Annotated in this window: 20 protein-coding genes; 11 read left to right on the top strand and 9 right to left on the bottom strand. The window is 32.2% G+C overall.

Annotation, left to right across the window (positions count from 1 at the left end; all coding sequences use genetic code 11):
* Positions 1-203: 203 nt before the first annotated feature.
* The 5 genes from ACVC2P_RS07340 to ACVC2P_RS07320 are packed head-to-tail and all read right to left on the bottom strand — an operon-like array spanning position 204 to position 3423.
* Positions 204-1058: a TPM domain-containing protein gene (locus tag ACVC2P_RS07340; protein ID WP_452597831.1), complete on the bottom strand. Its 855-nt coding sequence runs from the start codon at positions 1056-1058 to the stop codon at positions 204-206.
* Positions 1059-1073: 15 nt separating this feature from the next.
* Entirely contained in the window at positions 1074-1514 is a 441-nt protein-coding gene (locus ACVC2P_RS07335) for a TPM domain-containing protein (RefSeq protein WP_452597830.1), read from the bottom strand.
* A 4-nt stretch (positions 1515-1518) separates the two neighbouring features.
* Positions 1519-2106 carry a LemA family protein gene (locus ACVC2P_RS07330; protein WP_452597829.1) on the bottom strand — a complete coding sequence of 196 codons (588 nt, stop codon included), beginning with the start codon at positions 2104-2106 and terminating at the stop codon, positions 1519-1521.
* Positions 2107-2122: 16 nt separating this feature from the next.
* Positions 2123-2452, bottom strand: a complete 330-nt coding sequence (locus ACVC2P_RS07325; RefSeq protein ID WP_452597828.1) for a MerR family transcriptional regulator — start codon at positions 2450-2452, stop codon at positions 2123-2125.
* The gene (locus ACVC2P_RS07320) at positions 2452-3423 is read right to left on the bottom strand and encodes a M23 family metallopeptidase (RefSeq protein ID WP_452597827.1); all 972 of its coding nucleotides are present in this window, start codon (positions 3421-3423) and stop codon (positions 2452-2454) included. The genes ACVC2P_RS07325 and ACVC2P_RS07320 overlap by 1 nt, the downstream gene beginning before the upstream one ends.
* Before the next feature lie 219 nt (positions 3424-3642).
* Between ACVC2P_RS07320 and alaS the strand changes: the two genes are divergently transcribed.
* From alaS to ACVC2P_RS07305, 3 genes are all read left to right on the top strand, one after another.
* The gene (gene alaS, locus ACVC2P_RS07315) at positions 3643-6258 is read left to right on the top strand and encodes an alanine--tRNA ligase (RefSeq protein ID WP_452597826.1); all 2616 of its coding nucleotides are present in this window, start codon (positions 3643-3645) and stop codon (positions 6256-6258) included.
* A 93-nt stretch (positions 6259-6351) separates the two neighbouring features.
* Positions 6352-7293: a GSCFA domain-containing protein gene (locus ACVC2P_RS07310; protein WP_452597825.1), complete on the top strand. Its 942-nt coding sequence runs from the start codon at positions 6352-6354 to the stop codon at positions 7291-7293.
* 42 nt (positions 7294-7335) lie between these two features.
* Complete coding sequence (locus tag ACVC2P_RS07305) at positions 7336-7941, top strand: DUF4230 domain-containing protein (protein ID WP_452597824.1); 606 nt, start codon at positions 7336-7338, stop codon at positions 7939-7941.
* A gap of 7 nt (positions 7942-7948) precedes the next feature.
* Here the strand turns inward: ACVC2P_RS07305 and ACVC2P_RS07300 are convergent, their stop codons facing one another.
* Together ACVC2P_RS07300 and ACVC2P_RS07295 are read right to left on the bottom strand one after the other, a co-directional pair.
* Complete coding sequence (locus ACVC2P_RS07300) at positions 7949-8740, bottom strand: tetratricopeptide repeat protein (protein WP_452597823.1); 792 nt, start codon at positions 8738-8740, stop codon at positions 7949-7951.
* 1 nt (position 8741) lies between these two features.
* Entirely contained in the window at positions 8742-9290 is a 549-nt protein-coding gene (locus ACVC2P_RS07295; RefSeq protein WP_452597822.1) for an RNA polymerase sigma factor, read from the bottom strand.
* 173 nt (positions 9291-9463) lie between these two features.
* Between ACVC2P_RS07295 and ACVC2P_RS07290 the strand changes: the two genes are divergently transcribed.
* The 3 genes from ACVC2P_RS07290 to ACVC2P_RS07280 all read left to right on the top strand — a co-directional run bounded on the left by ACVC2P_RS07290 (position 9464) and on the right by ACVC2P_RS07280 (position 16299).
* Entirely contained in the window at positions 9464-12010 is a 2547-nt protein-coding gene (locus ACVC2P_RS07290) for a T9SS type A sorting domain-containing protein (protein WP_452597821.1), read from the top strand.
* Between the two features lie 80 nt (positions 12011-12090).
* The gene (locus tag ACVC2P_RS07285) at positions 12091-13353 is read left to right on the top strand and encodes a S8 family serine peptidase (protein WP_452597820.1); all 1263 of its coding nucleotides are present in this window, start codon (positions 12091-12093) and stop codon (positions 13351-13353) included.
* Positions 13354-13560: 207 nt separating this feature from the next.
* Positions 13561-16299, top strand: a complete 2739-nt coding sequence (locus ACVC2P_RS07280) for a CHAT domain-containing protein (RefSeq protein ID WP_452597819.1) — start codon at positions 13561-13563, stop codon at positions 16297-16299.
* A 15-nt stretch (positions 16300-16314) separates the two neighbouring features.
* Here ACVC2P_RS07280 and ACVC2P_RS07275 read toward each other — a convergent pair whose 3' ends face one another.
* The gene (locus ACVC2P_RS07275; protein ID WP_452597818.1) at positions 16315-16623 is read right to left on the bottom strand and encodes a rhodanese-like domain-containing protein; all 309 of its coding nucleotides are present in this window, start codon (positions 16621-16623) and stop codon (positions 16315-16317) included.
* Positions 16624-16627: 4 nt separating this feature from the next.
* Positions 16628-18391: an aromatic amino acid hydroxylase gene (locus ACVC2P_RS07270; protein ID WP_452597817.1), complete on the bottom strand. Its 1764-nt coding sequence runs from the start codon at positions 18389-18391 to the stop codon at positions 16628-16630.
* Between the two features lie 121 nt (positions 18392-18512).
* Between ACVC2P_RS07270 and ACVC2P_RS07265 the strand changes: the two genes are divergently transcribed.
* From ACVC2P_RS07265 to paaC, 5 genes are all read left to right on the top strand, one after another.
* Positions 18513-19082, top strand: coding sequence for a TetR/AcrR family transcriptional regulator (locus ACVC2P_RS07265; RefSeq protein ID WP_452597816.1), 570 nt, complete (start codon positions 18513-18515; stop codon positions 19080-19082).
* 59 nt (positions 19083-19141) lie between these two features.
* A complete protein-coding gene (locus tag ACVC2P_RS07260; RefSeq protein ID WP_452597815.1) occupies positions 19142-20209 on the top strand; it encodes a 2Fe-2S iron-sulfur cluster-binding protein in 1068 nt (355 codons plus the stop codon).
* 115 nt (positions 20210-20324) lie between these two features.
* Positions 20325-21281 (top strand): 1,2-phenylacetyl-CoA epoxidase subunit PaaA, encoded by a 957-nt coding sequence (gene paaA, locus ACVC2P_RS07255; protein ID WP_452597814.1) that lies wholly within the window; start codon positions 20325-20327, stop codon positions 21279-21281.
* A 93-nt stretch (positions 21282-21374) separates the two neighbouring features.
* Positions 21375-21665: a 1,2-phenylacetyl-CoA epoxidase subunit PaaB gene (gene paaB / locus ACVC2P_RS07250; RefSeq protein WP_452597813.1), complete on the top strand. Its 291-nt coding sequence runs from the start codon at positions 21375-21377 to the stop codon at positions 21663-21665.
* Positions 21666-21766: 101 nt separating this feature from the next.
* On the top strand, positions 21767-22451 hold a 685-nt coding region (gene paaC / locus ACVC2P_RS07245; protein ID WP_452597812.1), incomplete at its 3' end, for a 1,2-phenylacetyl-CoA epoxidase subunit PaaC.

Raw genomic sequence — 22451 nt, 5'->3', positions numbered from 1 at the left:
CGTAGGTGTTACTTTTACCTTTTGCATTCAATTTATCTTCAAAATATAAAATTAAAATAAAGATGTAATGATGTACATCATGGCTGTTGTTACAGCCAAAAAAGGGCGTGAAATCTAAATATGAAATTTATAGGAAATATGGATTATCAAACGATATAATCTTAACAATTAGCTTTATATAAAAGTCACTTGCTTTTAGTTGTTTACCATCCGCCAGAAGCACCGCCTCCACCGAAGCCTCCACCACCAAAGCCACCGCCGAAACCACCTCCAGAGCTACCGCCGCCAAAACCACCACCAAAGCCTCCGCCAGAACTGCTACGTCCAGCATTACTTAGTATAATAGTTTCTAGAATACTCCTAGAAGTGTCATTTCTATAATGACGTCCACCACTACCACCTCCACCTCTACGGTTTTTTGAAATGGAGATTAAAATAATTATAAAAATAATAAAGAGGAAAAAGATAACCCCAAAAGGAAAATCGCCATTAGACGACTGTCTAGAACCTTTGTATTCGCCAGTAAGGACTTCAAAAATAGAATGAACCCCTTTATTTAAACCACCGTAATAATCGCCTTGTTTAAAAAAAGGAATAATATCACGTTCTATAATACGTCTGGACATTGCATCGGTCATTAAATGCTCTACGCCATAACCCGTACTAATGTTTATTTTTCTATCATCTTTAGCTAATAATATAAAAATACCATTATCCTTATTTTTATCCCCAATACCCCATTTGTGCGCCCAATTAGTGCCTAAATAATTTATATACTCTCCTTGGGTAGAGCTTATTACTGCCACTACAATTTGTGTAGAAGTACTGTCGGAATATTTTATAAGTTTGTTTTCTAAGCTGCTTTTTTGACTAGGAGAGAATAAGTTAATATAATCATAAACACTAGTTTGAAAACTCGGTTTTTCAGGAATCTCATATTGAGCAAAAGTACTCGAGGTACTTAAAAGTGTAACTATAATTATAAAGCAACTTAATATACTATTTATAGATAAGTAAAAAGGCTTATTAATTATAGGTAATTTATTATAACTGCTCATTGAATATTGCATAAATTAACCTTTAGAAATCGTGTTGGGTAATTCGTTTACATCTGTTGCATCCCAAGGAAAATGCGCCTGTAATTCTTGTCCAGCTTTTAAAATACCATCCACTAGACCTTGTTTAAAATTATTATTTTTAAAATGCGACACCATAAGTTGAATTGTGTCATCCCAAAAAGTTGAAGAAACAATAGCATTAATACCTTTATCTCCATAAATAGCAAACGCTTTTTCTTCTACAGAAACATAAATTAAAACACCATTTTGTAATTTGGTGTTATACATTTTTAGCATAGAAAACACCTCTATTGCACGTGCATCTACATGCCCATTAGACGTACTTTCTATATGCACACGAATCTCTCCCGAAGTATTTTTTTCTGCTTTTCTAATAGCAGCTACAACTTCTTGTTCTTCTATGGTTGTTAAAAAGGATTCAACTATATTTTGCATCGTTTTAATTAAAATCGAAGTCTACATCTGGTGCTTTTTCACTACCAGTTTCAGATTGGAAATAGGCTTTTTTATCAAAACCAAATAGACCTGCTAATAAGTTATTAGGGAACGTTCTTATCTTTTTGTTATATGGTTTTACAGTTTCATTAAATCGGTCTCTAGCAACATTAATTCTATTTTCTGTACCTTCTAATTGCGATTGTAATTCTAAAAAGTTTTGGTTAGCCTTTAAATCTGGATAACGCTCTACAGTAACTAATAATCTAGATAAAGCACTACTTAATCCACTTTGTGCTTGGTTAAATTGTTGTAGCTGCTCAGGTGTAATATTAGAAGGGTCTATATTAACAGCCGTTGCTTTAGCTCTAGCATTTATAACAGATTCTAAAGTACTTTTTTCAAAGTCTGCTGCTCCTTTAACCGTTTTTACTAAATTGCCTATTAGGTCACTTCTTCTTTGGTAAGAACTTTCTACTTTTCCCCAAGCCTCTTCTACATTTTCATCTAAACCTATTACTGAGTTGTAAGTACTCATCCCTAATAGCGCAAATATTATGATAATTACGACAGGTACGATCCATTTTTTCATGATAATTAATTTTTTGTTATAGTTGGTTTTTTAATTTTATAAGTTGTGCTTTAACACCCTCTAATTTACTAATAATTTCGAAATTAGTAAGGGTTTTCTGCTTTTCTTCTTTTAAATGTATTTTAGCGCCTTCTAAAGTAAAACCGCGCTCTTTTACCAAGTGGTATATAAACTTTAAATGCTTTATATCATCTGGAGTGAATTTACGGTTGCCTTTGGCATTTTTTTTAGGTTTTAAAACGTCGAATTCTTTTTCCCAAAAGCGAATTAAAGAAGCATTAACGTCAAAAGCTTTTGCCACTTCACCAATATTATAATAGCGTTTTTCTGGAAGCTCTATATGCATTAGTCTAAAGATTGATTTTCTAAAGACGCTCGATTTAACAACTTGCTAAACTCTTCAGCCGTTAAACTACCATAATAGAAGTTAATAGGATTTATACGTGTACCATCTTTAAAAATTTCGTAGTGTAAATGCGGCGCTTCAGAACGACCAGTACTACCTACAAAGCCTATTAAATCACCACGTTTTACTTTTTGGTTTTTTCTTATGTTGTATTTGTATAAATGCGCATATAAAGACACATAACCATAACCATGGTTAATTCTAATGTGTTTACCGTAACCAGAAGAATTACTATCCGCACGTTCCACAACACCATCACCAGAAGCATAAACAGGAGTGCCGCGAGGTGCCGTAAAATCCATGCCCCAGTGCATTTTTCTTGCTTTAGTAAAAGGATCGGTTCGCATACCAAAACCAGAAGCCATACGTGTTAAATCTTCATTAGTTACAGGTTGTATTGCAGGGATTGTTGCGAGAAATTTTTCTTTTTCCTCTGCAAGAACTTTTATTTCATCTAGAGATTTAGATTGTACCACTATTTGTTTTTGAAGTTTATCTATACGCTTATTACTTTCAATAATAAGTTTAGAGTTATCAAAACCCTCAAAAGCTTTATACCTATTAATACCGCCAAACCCAGCTTTTCGTTGTTCTTCTGGAATTGGGTTAGCTTCAAAATACAAACGATAAATGTTGTTATCTCTATCTTCTATATTGGCTAGAACAGTTTCGGCTTCATCCATTTTTTTATTCAATAAATCAAACTGTAATTGCATGTTTGCCAACTCGCGTTTTAAAGCTTTTTCTTTTGGGGACTCTATGTATAAAGTTGCCAAAAACATAAACAATAAACCAAATAAAGCAGAGGATAATAAAAAACCGAAAAGGTATTTAAAAGCTGTACTTTTTTTTCGTTTTATCTTGCGATAAGACAGTGTGTCAGAATCATAATAATATTTTACCTTACTCATTATCTAATTTATACTATTTTTGCATTTAATTATCACCTAAAAGTTAGGTTAGATTTAAAATAGTTAACGAACAAACCTACAAAAAAAATGCCTTTTTTTGGATATTTTTATAAAAGTAGGTTCACTCTGTCCAAAATTTAAAATAGATTTGCAGAGTAAATATATAAATTGTTTCGCAATGCGAGTAGCAAGCAGAAACAAGGTTATTAACATAGTCCTATGAATTCTCAAGAGATACGCTCTAAATTTTTAAGTTTTTTTGAAAATAAAAAACACAGTATTGTGCCATCTGCACCAATGGTTTTAAAAGATGACCCAACCTTAATGTTTGTAAATTCTGGTATGGCTCCTTTTAAAGAGTATTTTTTAGGAAACGCCACACCTAAAAATACACGTATTACAGATTCTCAAAAATGTTTACGTGTGTCAGGTAAGCATAACGACTTGGAAGAAGTAGGGTACGATACTTACCACCATACCCTTTTTGAAATGTTAGGAAACTGGAGTTTCGGCGATTACTTTAAAAAAGAAGCCATTACTTGGGCTTGGGAATTATTAACTGAAGTTTATGGTATAGATAAAGACATTTTATACGTTACCGTTTTTGAGGGGAGTGATGACGACGATAACCTAAAAATGGATCAAGAAGCATACGATATTTGGAAAAGTATTATTCCAGAAGATCGTATTTTAATGGGAAATAAAAAGGATAACTTCTGGGAAATGGGAGCGCAAGGTCCATGTGGCCCATGTAGCGAAATCCATGTAGATATACGTACACCAGAAGAAAAAGCAAAAGTATCTGGGAAAGATTTAGTAAACATGGATCATCCTCAAGTTGTAGAAATCTGGAACTTAGTATTTATGCAATACAATCGTAAGGCAGATAAGTCTTTAGAGAACTTACCAAACAAGCATATAGATACAGGAATGGGGTTTGAGCGTTTGTGTATGGTTTTACAAGACGTAAAATCTAACTACGATACAGATGTGTTTACTCCAATTATTAGAGAAATAGAAACCATAACCGATACCGATTATGGTAAAGATGAAAAGAGAGATATAGCCATTCGTGTTATTAGCGATCATGTTCGTGCGGTAGCTTTTTCTATTGCAGATGGGCAATTGCCAAGTAATAATGGAGCAGGTTATGTTATTAGGCGAATTTTACGTCGTGCTGTACGTTACGGATTTACATTTTTAGATAAAAAAGAACCATTTATATACAGGTTAGTTGATGTTTTAAGTAAAAAAATGGGGAAAGCATTCCCAGAACTTAAAGTACAAAAGCAACTAATTGAAAATGTAATTAAGGAAGAAGAGACTTCTTTTTTAAGAACATTAGATCAGGGGTTAGTATTGTTAGACCGTATTATTGAAACTACTGAAAATAAAATGGTTTCTGGAGAGAAAGCCTTTGAATTATATGATACTTATGGCTTTCCTATAGATTTAACAGCTCTTATTTTAAGTGAAAAAGGAATGACCTTGGATGAGGCTGGTTTTGAAGTGGAATTACAAAAACAGAAAGAACGTTCTCGTGCAGCAAGTGAAATGTCTACAGATGACTGGACAGTATTACTAGAAGATTGTGAAGAGGAATTTATAGGTTACGACTCACTAGAAGCAAATGTAAAACTAACAAGATATAGAAAAGTAGTCTCTAAAAAAGACGGAGAAATGTATCAGTTAGTCTTTAACATGACACCTTTTTATCCAGAAGGAGGAGGGCAAGTAGGAGATAAAGGGTATTTAGAAGTGCCAAACGGAGATGTCATTTATATTCTAGATACAAAAAAAGAGAATAATGTTATTATTCACTTCTCTAAAAACTTACCAAAGCATTTAAATGAAACCTTAAAAGCTGTAGTAGATGCTAAGCAACGTTACAGAACAGAATGTAATCACACCGCAACACACTTACTACACCAAGCGCTAAGAGAAGTTTTAGGAACACATGTAGAGCAAAAAGGAAGTGCGGTACACTCTAAATATTTAAGATTCGATTTTTCACATTTCTCTAAAGTAACAACAGAGCAATTAAGAGATGTAGAAAACTTTGTAAACTCAAGAATAGAAGGAAAACTACCATTAGAGGAAAATAGAGCAGTACCAATGGAGCAAGCAATTGCAGAAGGCGCAATGGCATTGTTTGGAGAAAAGTATGGAGATGCAGTAAGAACCATTCGCTTTGGACAGTCCATGGAACTTTGTGGAGGAACTCACGTAAAAAATACAGGCGATATTTGGCATTTTAAAATTGTATCAGAAAGCGCTGTGGCATCAGGAATTCGTAGAATAGAAGCGATTACTAATGATGCAGTTAAAGACTTTTATTTTGATAACAACCGTGCTTATTTTGAAATGAAAGACCTGCTTAATAATGCAAAAGAACCAGTAAAAGCTTTAGTGTCTTTAAAAGAAGAAAACGTAAATTTAAAAAAGCAAATAGAAGGCTTATTAAAAGATAAAGCTAAAAATCTAAAAGGAGAATTGGCAAATGCGTTAACCGAAATTAATGGCGTACAATTTTTAGCGCAAAAAGTAGATTTAGACCCCGCGGGAATTAAAGATGTAGCTTTTGGAATGGGCGAAAAACATAAAAACCTATTTTTATTGTTTGGTACAGCAAACGAAGGAAAAGCGATGTTAACCTGTTATATCTCTAAAGAACTAGTAGCAGATAAAGGATTAAATGCAGGGCAGGTAGTTAGAGAACTAGGAAAACTAATCCACGGCGGTGGAGGAGGTCAGCCATTTTATGCAACAGCAGGTGGTAAAAATCCAGCAGGAATAGATGAAGCTTTAAGTAAAGCAAAAAGTTATATAGAGTAGTCTTAATTTGAAAAAGATATTCGCATACATTTAAGATAAGACGCAAAGCATTTATAAATGAAAGCTTTGCGTTTTTGTTTTTATAACAAGACCATGAAACTATTAACAGAAATAAAACTCGAAAAACAAGAACAACAAATAGATTATAACTCTAAAATGTTGCTGTTAGGTTCGTGTTTTGCTGAAAATATAGGAAAGAAATTTAACTATTATAAATTTCAAATAGCACAAAACCCATTCGGGATATTATTTCATCCCGTAGCTATTGAAACAATATTATCTAGAGCTGTTGAAGATAGACGCTATACAGAAGCAGATATTTTTAGGCATAACGAGCAATGGCATTGTTTCGAGGCCCATTCTAAATTAAGTGATATCTCAAAAGAAAGACTATTAGAAACGTTAAATAATAACTTAATAACCATTACACAATACCTAAAAGAAGCTAGCCATATTGTTATTACTTTAGGAACAGCTTGGGTTTACAATTATAAAGAAACCAATACAACAGTAGCTAATTGCCATAAAGTACCACAAAAGCAATTCTATAAAAAATTACTTTCAGTAGAAGCAGTAACTAATAGTTTACAAAATATATTTAACACTATACAAACCGTAAATACTAAAGCCTCTCTTATTTTCACAGTATCACCAGTTAGGCATATTAAAGATGGATTTGTAGAGAACATGCAAAGTAAATCGCATTTAATAAGTGCAATTCATCAATTTGTAAAAGCACAAGTATATTATTTTCCATCCTACGAAATTATGTTAGATGAGTTAAGAGATTATCGTTTTTACAAACCAGATTTATTACATCCAAACGATACTGCCGTAGATTATATTTGGGAGAAATTTAAAAGCGTTTGGATTACTTCTAACGCATACAGTACAATGGATACTGTAGATAACATCCAAAAAGGATTAGCCCACAAGCCTTTTAATGAAAACTCAGAGGCACACTTAAAATTCCTTGAGCAATTAGAACAAAAGAAAGAAAAGTTACAGAATAAGTATTCGCATATTAGGTTTTAAACAATAAGGCAGTAAGTCTTAAATTTTTCTTTAAATTTAGACATGAGAAAAATTCTATTTGGAGTCGTTATCACATTAATCGTTTTATTTACATTTAAATATTGCGATGATAAAAAAAGTGAAGCAATAATACTTAAAGAACATTCTGCGCTAATACAAGAACAACTAAAAAATGTTGGGAAACTAGTGGTTACAGAAGGTCATTTTAGTGAAGTATTTAATTATAAAAACTCTAAAGCGATATTGTCTGATTATATTTTGGCAGAGAAAAAAGCATTAGTTGTAGTTAATGCAGATGTTACTATTGCGTACGATTTAAGTAAAATAGAATATGAAATAGATGATGTTTCTAAAACACTAAGATTAATAAAAATTCCTGACGAAGAAATAAAAATTAGCCCAGATTTTGAGTATTACGATATTCAGGCAGATTTTTTAAACCCTTTTGAAGCGGAAGATTATAATGCTATAAAAGAAACAGTAAAAGCATCTTTAATGAAAAAAGTGGAAGCCTCTAGCTTAAAAATAAATGCTAAAAACAGATTAATTAGCGAGCTAGCTAAGTTTTATATTCTTACAAATTCTTTAGGTTGGACGTTAGAATATCAGGCGAACCCAATTACAAACTTTCAGGATATTAAATTGTAGGCAAAAACTATTTTAATTCATTCAATAGTTTTTTAGCTTTTAAGTAATTAAAGTTGTTTTTATCTTCTATAAGTAATTCTAAAGTTTCGATAGCCTTAACTCTATTATCTTGTTTTAAATAAGTTAAAGCTTTAAACCAATAAGCTTTGTGTGCATCTAAGCTATTGCTTTTTAATAATAGATTTAGCCTCTCTTGGGCCAATTGGTATTGCTCTAGCTCTAAATAACAAACGGCAATATATAGTAGAAGGTTAGGGTTTAACGTATTCTCTAGGCTGTGTTCTGCTATTTTAAATTGCTCTAAAGCCTTTTTATACTGTTTTGTTTTAAATAAGTTTTCTGCCTTGGCTAAAACATTAGCAGTATTACTTTGGGTAGTAAAAGAAGGTAAATCTTCAGTACTATAATAATTATTATATAAGGTTATAGAGGTAGCATCATTGTTTAAGAAATAGTATCCGGAAAATAGAATAATAACGGCAGCTGCTACCGACGAAATGTATTTTATAAAACGTCTTTTTTGGGTAGCAGACTTGTAATTTGAAGCCGCTATTTTAGCATGTTTAGAGAACGATTCAATAGCATCTCCCTTAAATAATTCACTGGTGTTTTTTAGCGTATTATTGTCTCCATTATATAGAGCCCAATCAGTATCACTATAAACAGTATTCATAGTTTTTATAATAGATATAGACTGCTTTAAATCTGGGTCTGCTTTAATATCTAATTCAAAACGGGCACGCTCTTCATCGGTCATTGTATCCTCCAAGTATGCTATAATTTTATCATCTAAATTCATTCTAATGCTTAAGTTTAGAAAATCTGAAATCTTCTTTAATTAACTTGCTAAGCCGGGCTTTACACTTAAATACACGTTGTCTTGCAACTGTTTGAGAACTGTAAGAATATTTCTTTACAATGTCTGCATAAGCTTTTTTTTGAAACACCATAGAAAGGATCTCTTTACATTGCGCAGATAGTAATTCAAATTTTTCTTTATATAATTCCCATTGGTTATGTTCTAAATAAAAAGAAGCTTTATCAAGCTCTTCACTAACTAGAGGGATAACGTTATTATTTGTTACCCTATGTTTTGCATTTTCTCTTTTCCATAAATTTTTACAGACAGTAAACAGGTAATTATCGAAAGCTTTAATATTTATGTTGCCTTCTTTTAATTTAACATAAATGATAATAAGAGCATTATGAAACACATCTTCGGCATCTTTTTTAGAGCCATTTCTACTAGTAATATAATGCTCTACATATTTAAATGAATTGTCATAGATACTGTTTAAGAGTTTTGAATTTCCTTTTAAAAATTGGCTTACAAAATCATCATTCTCCATACAAGATGTTGATGTATAATTAATTTAAATTCTAAGATAGTTTAAATAAACTGGGTAACAAAAAAATAAATTCTCCTCTTAACTGTGAATTAATTCAATAAAAGGAGGGATCCGAAAAACCTTTATAAAAAACAGAGTAGGAACTTTTAATTAATCAATAAACCCTTAAAATTATGAAGAAAATACTTTTTTTAGCCTTCTTTGTATTGAGTTATATTACAGCTCAATCACAATGTAACCAGGGCAATTGTCAAGATATTCAGGTTAGTAATACCCAACAATGGAGCGACTCGCATGGAACACCATCATGGGGGAGTAATTCTGTTTGGTTGTGGTCTTATTATTCTGGTTTTACGCAATCTATAACTGGAGAAGGTGTAAACTATTCTGGATATAACTTTGTGCAAGGTGAGCAATACTGTGTGTCTTTTAATTTAGATGCAGCTACTAATACTGGGCAAATACCAAATGTTAATTCTATGATGAATGTTGTATTAACCTCTAATGCCGTTGTAGGTAATACAGGAACCAATACTAACAATGTTATCCCGAATACTCCAACCCCAAACCAGACAATAATGGGGCAGAATATATGGGCAAATGGAGCAAATAGCCAGATGTATACATTTAACTTTACAGCTACTCAGAATTTTAATAATATATGGTTTTATCCTACAAACCCATCGGCACCAAATCCTCAAATAGAAGTTCGTATATCTAACTTATCTATCTGTCAACCGTGTACTCCAGACCCAACAACGATAACAATAGATGGAACCGATGTAACAGATACTTTAGAATATACAATACCTTGTGGTACTACTTGTATAAATATTAGTGCTACAAACCTTCAAGATGATGCGTATAATACTAATAGCCCAGTGCTTACAGATTTAAATGGTTTATTTTGTTTAACGAATAACTCAACATTAACTTCTTTTGTAGCAAATATTACAGGAACAGATTCCTGTGGTGATTTCTACAGCCAGAATGTTACTATTAATATAGAGCAAGACTGTCCGCCGCCGCCATGCTGCGATGCCGAGAATAATTTGCTTGTAAACGGAGATTTTAATCAAGCTACCTGTGGTGGAAATGGAGCTTTTAATAGTGGTTGTGTCCCAAATTGGATAGCTACAGATGGTTCGCCTTCTATTAATAACTTTAGTGCCGATCCTAATGCATGGATGTGGTCTTATGGTGGAAATGGAGAAGGTATTGCTGCTAATTTTGATTTTGAAGAAGGTGTGTCGTATTTTATATGCTTAAGAATAAGAACAGACGATAGAAACTCTGGAGACCCAAATGTTGCTAATAATGCTACAGTAAATTTAGTAGCAACTAATAGCGTAGGGAATATTACAGCAACGCCTACAGGAGAGTATATTTTTAATGATACTATGGGCGGGTATTTAAATACCTGGACGGATATTTCTTTAACGTATACTCCAAATGGAAACTATTCACAACTATGGGTGTTCCCATTTATGGCAAACGCATCAAATGGAGTTAGCCAAGCAGAATTATCAATAGATGATATTATTATTTCCGTTTGTGAAAGTTGTGAAACAACAGCACCTACTAACCTTCAGGTGGTTGGTAATACATTAACATGGGATCCTGTGCCAGGAGCGACATCTTATGTCATAACATCGCCTCCAGGTAATGTTCCGCAAATAGATTGTGGCTGTACAGGAAGTAATGGTATATCTTTAGCGCCTATTACTGTAGGAACTAACAGTTATACTTTGCCAACTTCATTACAAGATATGTGTTTTGTTTGGCAGGTAACTGCAATTTGCGAAGATGGTACAGAATCACCAATTTCTAACCAAGCCTGTCATACACCAAAAGAAAAAGAGTGCGAGGTAACAGCACCTACTAATCTTCAAGTGGTTGGTAATACATTAACATGGGATCCAGTACCAGGCGCAACATCTTACACCATAACATCTCCACCAGGTAATGTACCACAAATAGATTGTGGTTGTACAGGTAATAATGGCATTTCTTTAGCACCTATTACAGTAGGTACTAATAGTTATACCTTACCTACATCATTACAAAATAAGTGTTTTGTTTGGCAAGTAACAGCAATCTGTGAAAGTGGTAAAAAGTCACCAATTTCTAATCAAGCCTGCCATACACCAAAGGAAAAAGAGTGTGAGGTAACAGCGCCAACTAATCTTCAAGTGGTAGGGACTACATTAACATGGAATCCAGTACCAGGCGCAACATCTTATATTATTAGCTCTCCAGCAGGTAATGTACCACAAATAGATTGTGGTTGTGAGTTTGGTATTTCTATTGCGCCAGTTCAGGTAAACACTAATAGTTACACATTACCAGCATCGTTAGAAGGTAGATGCTTTGTTTGGCAAGTAACAGCCGTTTGCGAGAGTGGTAAAAAGTCGCCAATTTCCAGACAAGCTTGTTATAATAAAGGAAAGAAAGGGCGAGATGCCGACAAAATTTCTATTTATCCAAATCCTAATAAAGGAAATATGGATATTAAATTAAATATTGAAGATGTTGAAAATATTCAATTGAATATTTACAGCTTCGATGGTACTTTAATTAAAACGTTAGAAAATCGTAAAGTAATAAACGGAGAACTTAAGTTTAACTTAAATCTAAGATCTAGCCTTACTAAAGGTGTGTATTTCTTCTCATTTAATACAGGGAAAAATATAATTACTAAAAAAGTTATGATAGAATAACAATTACACAGTAGTCTCAACTTAAGTAAATTAGGTTGAGACTGCTTTTTTTAAAAAAAATCCTAAACCTAAATTAAATTATGAAAACATTAAAACTTACAATAATGTGCTTTGTGTTATTATTACTGGCATGTTGTAGCGATGAGTTAACTGAAGAATCTAATGAGAGTACTTTAAAAAATAACATGCTTAATAAAAAATCTAAGTTAGGGAAGAATGTTAGAGAGTTTATTGTGCACTATAATATAGGAACAACCAATTTGCAAAAAGAAGCATTAAGAAACATGTACGAAGTGCAAAGTTATAAACAGTGTTCATGTCAAGATGATACGTTAGAATTATGGCGTTTTGCTCAGGATTTAACAGAATCACAATTAGAAGAAAAAAAAAGTACAGCTAGTGATGATCCAGATTTAGATGGCGCTTCGTTAAATAATGGAGTGCAATTACCAAATAATTATTTTGGATCGGCAATACTAGATGGCGATATAGATCAAGCTTTAAATTTACAAGTAGAAAGTAATGAAAATATAACTGTTGCTATATTAGATACAGGAGTAAATTACATAGCAGGAGGATTTACAGAACCCTTTTTATATAATAACTCTGCTAATAAGCAATGCGAAGCAACAAACTCAAAAGACCTTTATGGGTGGGATTTTGTAAATGAAGATAATGACCCTTTTGATGACCATAACCATGGAACTCAAATTGCAAGTATAATAAATAGTAATTTAATAAATAAAGGGATAAGTCATCAAATTTTACCGGTAAAAGTGTTTGATGCAGATGGTAAAACAAATACATTTCGTATTCTATGTGGATTAAAATATGCATTAAGTAAACCCGAAGTTGCAATTATTAATATGAGTTTTGGTAGTTATAGTTATCAAGAATTATTTGATAGGATCCTTGCTAATTACAGCAATCGTGTATTAATTGTAGCATCTGCGGGAAACCAAACTAACGATAATGATGAGATACCACATTATCCATCATCGTACGAGCATGATAATATTATTTCAATTGCTGGAATGGAAACAATAACAGATTATACAGCAGAAAGTTATAATAATAGTAATCTTTTAGCATGGTATTCTAATTATGGTGTAAATAATGTAGATATAGCAGCACCTGGAAATGATTATTCGTTTACAATAAATGGACAAAGTACAACGGTTCAAGGAACGTCTTTTGCAAGTGCCTTTGTAGCTTATAAAAGTGCAGCACTATATTCTATAGGAGATTCACCATTAGTTTTAAAAAATAAAGTTATAGATAACAGTACGGAGTTTGTATCTGGTTTAGAGACCATAAAACATAGAGCAGCAGTATTAGAATAAATTTTAGTTTAATAGGGTTTAGGTCACTTTTTTTAAACTATAAGCAGAGAGTGTTTAATTATGCTCTCTGCTTTAAATATATTACACCATTTTACAACTTGATTTTAAATAAAAATAGAAAGATGATTTTTTATTATTAAATTTAGATGAATTCTACTAAAAGTAGAGTAATCAATAATGTTATGAGAAAAGGTAAATTATAAATAAATGTGTTATAAAGTTACTTTTGTATTTCTAATACTTATACCATTTAGTATTAGTTCTCAAACAAAAATTTTAGAACAGTTTGATTCTATTATAAAATTATCGACACTCTCAAAACAACAAAAAGTAGTAAAAACAGAAACTTTAATAGAAGAAAGCAAAGTAGATGAATTGAGTGTATCTCAAGTTTATCATGATTTAGCAAAATTTATATACAAGAAAAACCTTTCTCTAGACAATGCTATTTACTTTGCCGAAAAAGCATCAGAAATACGAAAAAACTACATTAAAGAGAGTCCTTCGCTTTTTAAAGGAAGCTTTAATAATCTAGCCAAATTTCAATACGAGAAAGGGCTTTATTCAAAAGCTATTAAAACATGCGATAGTTTGCTTAGTTATTGTAATGCTACAGAAGTTAGAGTAGCAAAAGTGAATTGGCTAAAAGCAAGAATTTATGAAGCTATAGGAGACTTTAAAAAAGCCCTAGACTGCTACGAAAAAAGTGAGTCTATTTATAAAGCTTTAGGAAAACATCAAAAACTACTGAGTATTTACAAAAATGTTTTAGCAATTTATGCAGGCTTTGATGATGTTAAATATAAAGAAGCATTTTTTTTGAACTATAGAAAAGTACAAACCTTAAGTAACTATTTTGATATCTCCGAGAAAGATTTAATTGGCTTAAAGCTTAATTGTGGTAATTTTTATGATACGCTTAAAGACTATAATAATAGTAAAGAGGCTTATAAAGAGGCGTTAGCATTAGCTTATAAATTAAACGACTCTGTATATGCAGCTAAGAGCTTGAATAATTTGGGAGTCGTTTACAAAAAAACGAATAACATTAATAAATCTATAGAAAGCTTACGTGCTGCATTAAGCTATGCCTCTAATTTACCTAGTCAAAAAGCCGAGTCTTACGATAACTTAGGCGATATTAAATTACTTCAAAACAATTATGTAGCGGCTCTTAAAAATTATCAAAAAGCAATATACTTAACGACGTATAATGCTAGTGTTGATTATACTACATTACCCAAATTTCAAGATATAGAAATGTCTAATTTAAAAATAGATATCCTAGGGTATTTAAGAGATAAAGCAGGTGCTTGGATTGCATATTATAACAAAACAAAAAATAAAGCACTTTTAAAAAAAGCTCTGGAAACGTTAGAACTAGCAGATAAAGTAGTTAATTTAATTTATTTTGAAAGTAGAGAAGATTTATCAAAATTATTTTGGCGAGAAAAAGGGAATGATTTATATCAAAAAGCAGTAGATGTATCTTACTTATTAAATGAGCCAGAAAAAGCCTATTGTTTTATAGAAAAAAGTAAAGCCTTGTTGCTTTTAGAAAATGTAACCAATTTAAATGCAAGAGTATTAGCTAAATTACCACATGCAACTATAGAAAGAGAAGTTAAATTATTAGAGGAAATTAATAATTATAAAGCAGAGTTAGTAACAAACAACTTATTAAAAAGAAAGAGAATAAAAGATAGTTTTATTACAAAAAAAAATGAGTATTCAAAATTTTTAGATTCTTTAGAAACAACCTTTCCAAAATACCATAATTACAAAAAAGGGATTCAAATTTATGATGCTAAAATAACTCAAAAACATTTAAAAGAAAATCAATTAGTTCTTCAATATAAAATAGATAAAAATAAAGCATACGTTTCTTTGGCATCTAACACAGAAATTAAAACATATAAAATAGAAGAAGCAGAGCTTTTAGAAAAAAGAATACTAGCATTTCATGATGCTTTAAAAAAGCCATTTTTAAATAAAAAAGATCAAGAGGATTATAAAAGCTTAGCCTATACATTATATAACCAATTGCTACCTTTTATGAAGGGTAAATTAAAAGCATTTCAAGGAAAACAGTTTTTAGTTATTCAAGATGGGATACTGCAAAATATACCTTTGGAACCATTAATAGTAGATAATAGAGAAAGCCCCATAAATGAACTGTATTTAATTAATTTTTGCAAAATAAGTTATGCATACTCATTTTCGTCTCTTATGGTTACTAGTAAATTAAAGAGAACGTATAATGCAGACTATTTAGCTATGAGTCCTACTCTATTTAAAGACAAATCTTTATCCTCTTTAATTATATATAGAGAAGAATTACAAAAATTAGAAAGTACTCTAGAAACAAAGTTTTTAACCAGATCAAACACAACTAAGCAAAAATTTATTGAAGCCTACGGTGGTTATAAAGTAGTGCACCTATCTACACATGGCGGAGTAACGGAGGATAAAAAACCATGGTTAGCTTTTTATGATGATAAATTAGAATTAGGAGAAATGTATTTTAATAATCAATATACAGATTTAGTTGTTTTAAGTGCATGTAAAACGTCTAAAGGAGAATTGAGAAAAGGAGAAGGTGTTATGAGTATTGCTAGAGGATTTGTTAACTCTGGAGCAAAAAGTGTTTTAGCTTCACTTTGGGATATCGATCAAAAATCTAATAATGAAATTATTTATTCGTTTTATAACTATTTAAACCAAGGGTACACTAAAACAGAAGCATTAAATAGAGCAAAATTAGATTACATCTATAAAAATAAAAATACAAGCGAAGTATCTCCATATTATTGGAGTGCGATAACATTAACAGGTAATAATGAGGCTATTTTTAAAAAAGGCAATAATTTATATTATTTCTTGCTTTTATTAGTGCCAATATTTTACGTGTATAAGCGTAGAAAACAAATAAAAAAATCGGCTTAAATTGGTTATATAGGCTTATTTAATAAGTTTAGAAAGTTTTAACCAGCCACCACCATTTATAGCTTCAATATTATTAAGGTTTAAATATTTAGATGCTTTGGCAGACCTAACACCGCTTTGGCAATACACTATAAAAGGTTTGTTTAAAGCTCTTAATTCTTCAATACGCCTATGTAATTCTTGTAAAGGTACATGTTTGGCACCTTTTATAGCACCGTTATCATATTCTCTTTGTGTTCTAACATCTAAAATTAGAGCTCCTTTTTTTATAAAGTTTTCAACTTGACGTTTTTTTGCTCCAAATAAAAAATCTAAAAATCCCATAGTTTTAATGTGTTACATGTTCTTTAACTAAAGCGATGCCATCTACAATTAAATGCGCAATTTTTGGACGCTTCTCCTTAAGCGTATTTAAGTACTCTAAAATACGTATTTTTAAATTGTAATTTTCATTAGTACTTAAAAGTTCATAGAGTTCTAAAGACAATAGCCAGTCATTAGGGTGTTCCTGTTGTAAGTTACTAAAAATAGTTTCAATCTGCTTACCATCAATATTATTTTTAGCTCTTAGAGCGCTAACCTGTTGATATAGGTTTTCTAATTTTACTGTGTTTTCATCTTTATGCTCTTTAATAGTTTCAGTAGAAGAGACATGATATAAATTATTAAACGATCTAAAATCTGCCGAACCAGCAAAGGCAGAAACAATAGAAGAACCAACGGCTAACCTAAACGTACCTTGATCTGGAGAAAATAACATTTTATTTTTATAAGTAACGGTACAATCTTCAAATTCAATAAGTATTAATTTTCCAAAAACATTTCGTATCCCTGTAATATTTAGCCCTTCAATAGTAATTCCGCTTTCATACTCAATAGCAATACGTTTACCATCGTAAAAATTATAGGCTTTTAAATCCCTGGGACCCATATCTTCAATAGCCAAACTAATACCCTTTAGTTTACCAATAGGAGAGCTAAAGCCATTAGGGTTTGCTTCTTTGCCATGGCCTATAAGTTCTTTTTCTCTATTAGCTAAAGCAGTAGGGCCTTCAGTTTTAAAGAAAACAACATTGTTGTCTTCATCTGTAATCATTTCTGTAAATACACCCGAAATTTGTAGCCCGGTATTAAGCTCTATACTACCAATTTTTTTAGAATCTATAAGTTTTTGTAAGCCTCTAAAACCACCTTTTCTCATAGCCATGGTATTAGAGAACTCTTCTAAAACCTCCATTAAATATGCGAAATCTGGAGTAACAAATAGTTGAGGTTGCGGTTTTGTGATGTCAAATTCCATTTCTGCTGCGTCTATACTATATAGCCTTTTTTCAACAGCATCTGTCATACACCATTTACTTTCACCAATAGACGATAATAATCCCGCACCATAAATTTTAGGGTTCTCTAAAGTTCCTATTAATCCGTACTCAACAGTCCACCAATGCAGGTTTCTAATCTTTGCCATTTCAGAAAGTGGCACTTTTTTATTTTGTAAAGTATTCACTAAATCTTCCGCATCTTTAATGCCCTTATCTGTAGAATCTGCGGCCTCTTTTAAAATAGATAGCGTTCTTACGGCTTCATACATGTCGTTGTCATGAGACGATAAAATAGCTTTAGAGCCAATTTCTCCAAAACGTCTTAAATATTCGGCATAATCAGGATTGGCAATTATAGGGGCATGTCCTGCCGCTTCATGAATTATGTCTGGAGCAGGAGTGTATTCCATGTTTTCCAATTGGCGAATGTCTGAAGCAATAACAAGCACTTTATAAGCCTGAAACTCCATAAATGCATTAGGAGGAATAAACCCGTCTACAGCTACAGCCGCCCAACCAATATCTTTAAGAATACGATTCATGCCATACATACTTGGTATAGCATCTACAGAAATACCAGTCATGTCCAAACCCTTTAAATACGATTCATGAGCAACTTGGCTTAAATAAGAAACGTTTTTTCGCATTACATAACGCCAAACGGCTTGATTTATTGGCGAGTAATGCTCGTAGTTTTGTGGTTTAATAAACTGTTTTAGATGTGGTGGAAGCCTATCTATAAAGGGGTTAGTTTCTATTCCGGTATTCATAAAAATGCTTAAAATATGTTGTCTTTAGCTTACAACAAAGTTATGAATTAATATATTGCAGAAAGTAACAAGCTTTAGGATAGTTTTTCTAGCAAAAATTGAATCTGTATATTAGTAACCAATGAAACAAGAAACTCGCAAGCAACAAATTATAAATACAGCAGCAATCCTTTTTAAGGAAAAAGGTTATAGTGCAGTAACTATGAGAGATATAGCTAAGGTTATGGGGATAAAGGCTTCTAGTCTTTATAACCACATACAGTCCAAGCAAGATATTCTTACTTGTATAATTATTTCTTTAGCAGAAGAGTTTACAGAAGGTATGGCGGTTATAAAATCATCTCAAATTACAAACATTGAAAAGTTAAATCGAATTATAAAACTACATGTAGATATTACAACACAGAATACACATGGCATGTCTTCAATGAATAGTGATTGGATGCATTTAGAAGAACGTTTAGACTATTATTTAGAGTTAAGAGATGATTACGAAAATAATTTTAGAAACATTATTGTTAAAGGAATTGAGAACAAAGAGATCGTTAATAAAAACCCCGAAGTTATGTTGTTTTCAATACTGTCTACTCTACGATCGTTGTATCTATGGATCCCTAAAAAGGAAGATTTAAACCCAGCAGATTTGTCTGAAAATTTGAGCCAAGTACTAATCCATGGGGTAAAAATTTAATTTTCAAAACTTTTGTATATTTGTAAACCTAACTAACAAGTGTTAGTTAAAATATACAAATGGCAGAATTTTATAACATACAAGTAAAAGATATCTACAAGGAAACTAAAGACTGTTCTGTAGTTACTTTCGATATTCCAGAAAATTTATACGAAACTTTTAAGTTTAAGCAAGGACAACACCTTACTTTACGTAAAATAATTAATGATGAAGACGTTCGTCGCTCTTACTCTTTATGTTCTAGTCCTCTAGATAATGAGTGGAAAGTAGCTATTAAGCAAATTCCGGGCGGTGTGTTCTCTACCTATGCAAATCAAGAGCTAAAAGCTGGAGATGAGTTGGAAATAGCAGAGCCATCTGGACATTTTTATATAGAGACAGAACCAGAAGCGTCAAAAAATCATATAGCTTTTGCGGCGGGCAGTGGTATTACACCAATGTTGTCTATAATAAAAACACATTTAATAGCTGAGCCTAACAGTACATTCAAATTATTTTATTTGAATCGAACAGTAAAATCAATTATCTTTAAAGAAGAAATAGAGCAACTTAAAAATAAATTCTTTGGGCGTTTTCAAGTGTTTTATTTTTTAACAAAAGAGCAACGCGATATTCCTTTGTTAAATGGGCGTTTTGATGAGGGTAAACTACAAGTTTTATCTAAAACATTTATAGACATAGAAGATACTAATAGCTGTTTTATATGTGGGCCTCAAGATATGATTTTTTTAATTCGTGATGAACTAGAAAAAGCAGGATTAGAAAAAGAAAAAATACACTATGAGTTATTTTTCTCTGGAGATGTAGATGATACTAAAATAGCAGAAGTTTTAGAACATAAGGTAGATGGAACAGACGTAACTATTATAGATGGAGGAAAAGAATTTCATTTCATCATGGAAGATGAGTACGATAATATATTAGATGGGGCTTTAGCAGCGGGAGCCGATTTACCATTTGCATGTAAAGGAGGTGTATGTAGTACTTGCAAGTGTGAAGTAAAAGAAGGAACAGTAGAAATGAAAATTAACTACGCATTAGATGAAAAAGAAGTCGCAAGAAACCTAGTGTTAAGTTGCCAAGCGGTGCCAACATCAGAAAAAGTAGTAGTAGATTTTGATGTGTAAGCCATTCGTTAACATTCCTAAGAATGTGGTAATCTTATCAAATAAAATATATAGAAAAAGAAAATAAAGTTTCACCAGCTAAAAGCAAATAGCTAATAGCCAAAAGCTAATAAAAATGAGTGAAGAACAAATAAAAAACTTAGAAGCTCAATTTGAAGAACGTATAGCACGTGATGAAAAAATAGAGCCAAAAGATTGGATGCCAGAAAAGTATCGAAAGACACACATAAGGCAAATGTCGCAACATGCGCATTCTGAAATTATTGGAATGCTTCCTGAAGGAAACTGGATTACCCGAGCACCATCATTAAGACGAAAAGTAGCCTTGTTGGCAAAAGTTCAAGACGAAGCTGGACACGGTTTGTATTTATATAGCGCTTGCGAAACTTTAGGAGTTTCTAGAGATGAACTGTATGAACAATTGCACACAGGAAAAGCAAAGTACTCTAGTATTTTTAATTACCCTACAATTACTTGGGCAGATATGGGAGCTATTGGTTGGTTAGTAGATGGCGCAGCCATTATTAATCAAGTACCATTATGTAGTACATCGTACGGGCCTTATGCAAGAGCAATGATTCGTGTGTGTAAAGAAGAAAGCTTTCACCAACGTCAAGGTTTTGAAATCATGATGAAGTTAGCGCAAGGCACGCCAGAACAAAAAGAAATGGCTCAAGATGCATTAAACCGATGGTGGTGGCCATCTTTAATGATGCTAGGGCCAACAGATGCAGAGTCTGTGCATACAGAGCAATCAATGAAATGGAAATTAAAACGTAAATCTAACGATGATTTACGCCAGCAATTTATAGACCAAACGGTACCACAAGCAGATTTAATAGGTCTTACCATACCAGATCCAGATTTAAAATGGAATGAAGAACGTAAAAGTTACGATTTTGGACCAATAGATTGGGATGAGTTCTGGCAAGTTGTAAAAGGGCATGGACCATGTAATAAAGAAAGAATGAATGCTAGAGTAGGCGCATGGGAAAGAGGAACATGGGTTCGAGATGCAGCGATGGCACATGCAGAAAAGAAGCAACAAAGAAAAGAGAAACAAGCAGTATAATAAAAGCTGTCTTAATGCTGAAATAAATTCAGTACCACATAGAATAAAAATTAAAGTTTAATTAAAAATATACCCACAGTTGTGGGCAATAATATGTCAGCAAAAAAGAATTGGCCATTATGGGAAGTGTTCGTAAGAAGTAAAAACGGATTAGAACACAGGCACTTTGGTAGCCTTCATGCAGCAGATGCAGAAATGGCTTTAGAAAATGCAAGAGATGTATATACAAGACGAAATGAAGGCGTAAGTATTTGGGTTGTAGAATCTAAAAATATTACAGCATCTAACCCAGAGCATAATGGAGAATTATTTGAACCAGCTCAAGATAAAGTATACCGTCACCCAACATTTTACGATTTACCAGACGAAGTAAAGCATATGTAAAATTCTTGTGTAGGCAGGAATCTCATGAATAGAAACTAAATGTCACGCTGAGCGCAGTCGAAGCGTCTCAATTAAATTACTCACTATTGTGAGGTATTAACATGAAACAAAATTTATATAAATACATTCTAGGTATTGCCGATAATAGTTTAATTCTTGGGCAAAGAATGGGAGAATTAACAGGACATGGACCAAGCCTAGAAACAGATATAGCATGCACAAATATCTCGTTAGATTTATTTGGACAAGTACGAAGCTATTACCAATATGCAGCTAAAATTGCAGGAGATAATAGAACAGAAGATGATATTGCAATGCTACGTAAAGAACGCGAGTATGTAAATGTGCTATTGGTAGAGCAACCAAATACCGATTTTGCATACACTATTGCACGTCAATTTTTATTTGATGTTTATCACTTTATGTTTTTAACAGAATTGCAAAAAAGCCATGATGTAACACTATCTGCGATTGCAAAAAAATGCATTAAAGAAGTAAGCTATCACCAACGTTTTTCATCAGATTGGTTAATACGTCTAGGAGATGGAACAGAAGTTAGTAAAATAAAAATACAAGAAGCCATTAATGGTTTATGGACGTATACAGATGAATTGTTTCATCAAACAGAAGCCGATAAAGCAATGGTTAGCGAAAATATAGGAGTAGATGTTACCAAATTAAAAGAAGCGTATTATTTAAAAGTGAATGAAATTTTAACAGAAGCAACATTAGATATTCCAGAGTCAAAATGGTTTCAAAAAGGAGGTAAAAATGGTGTGCATACAG

It is taken from the genome of Pontimicrobium sp. MEBiC01747 (assembly GCF_053601635.1).
The sequence above is the reverse complement of the archived record's forward strand: the minus strand, read 5'-3'. Positions and strand labels throughout refer to the sequence as shown.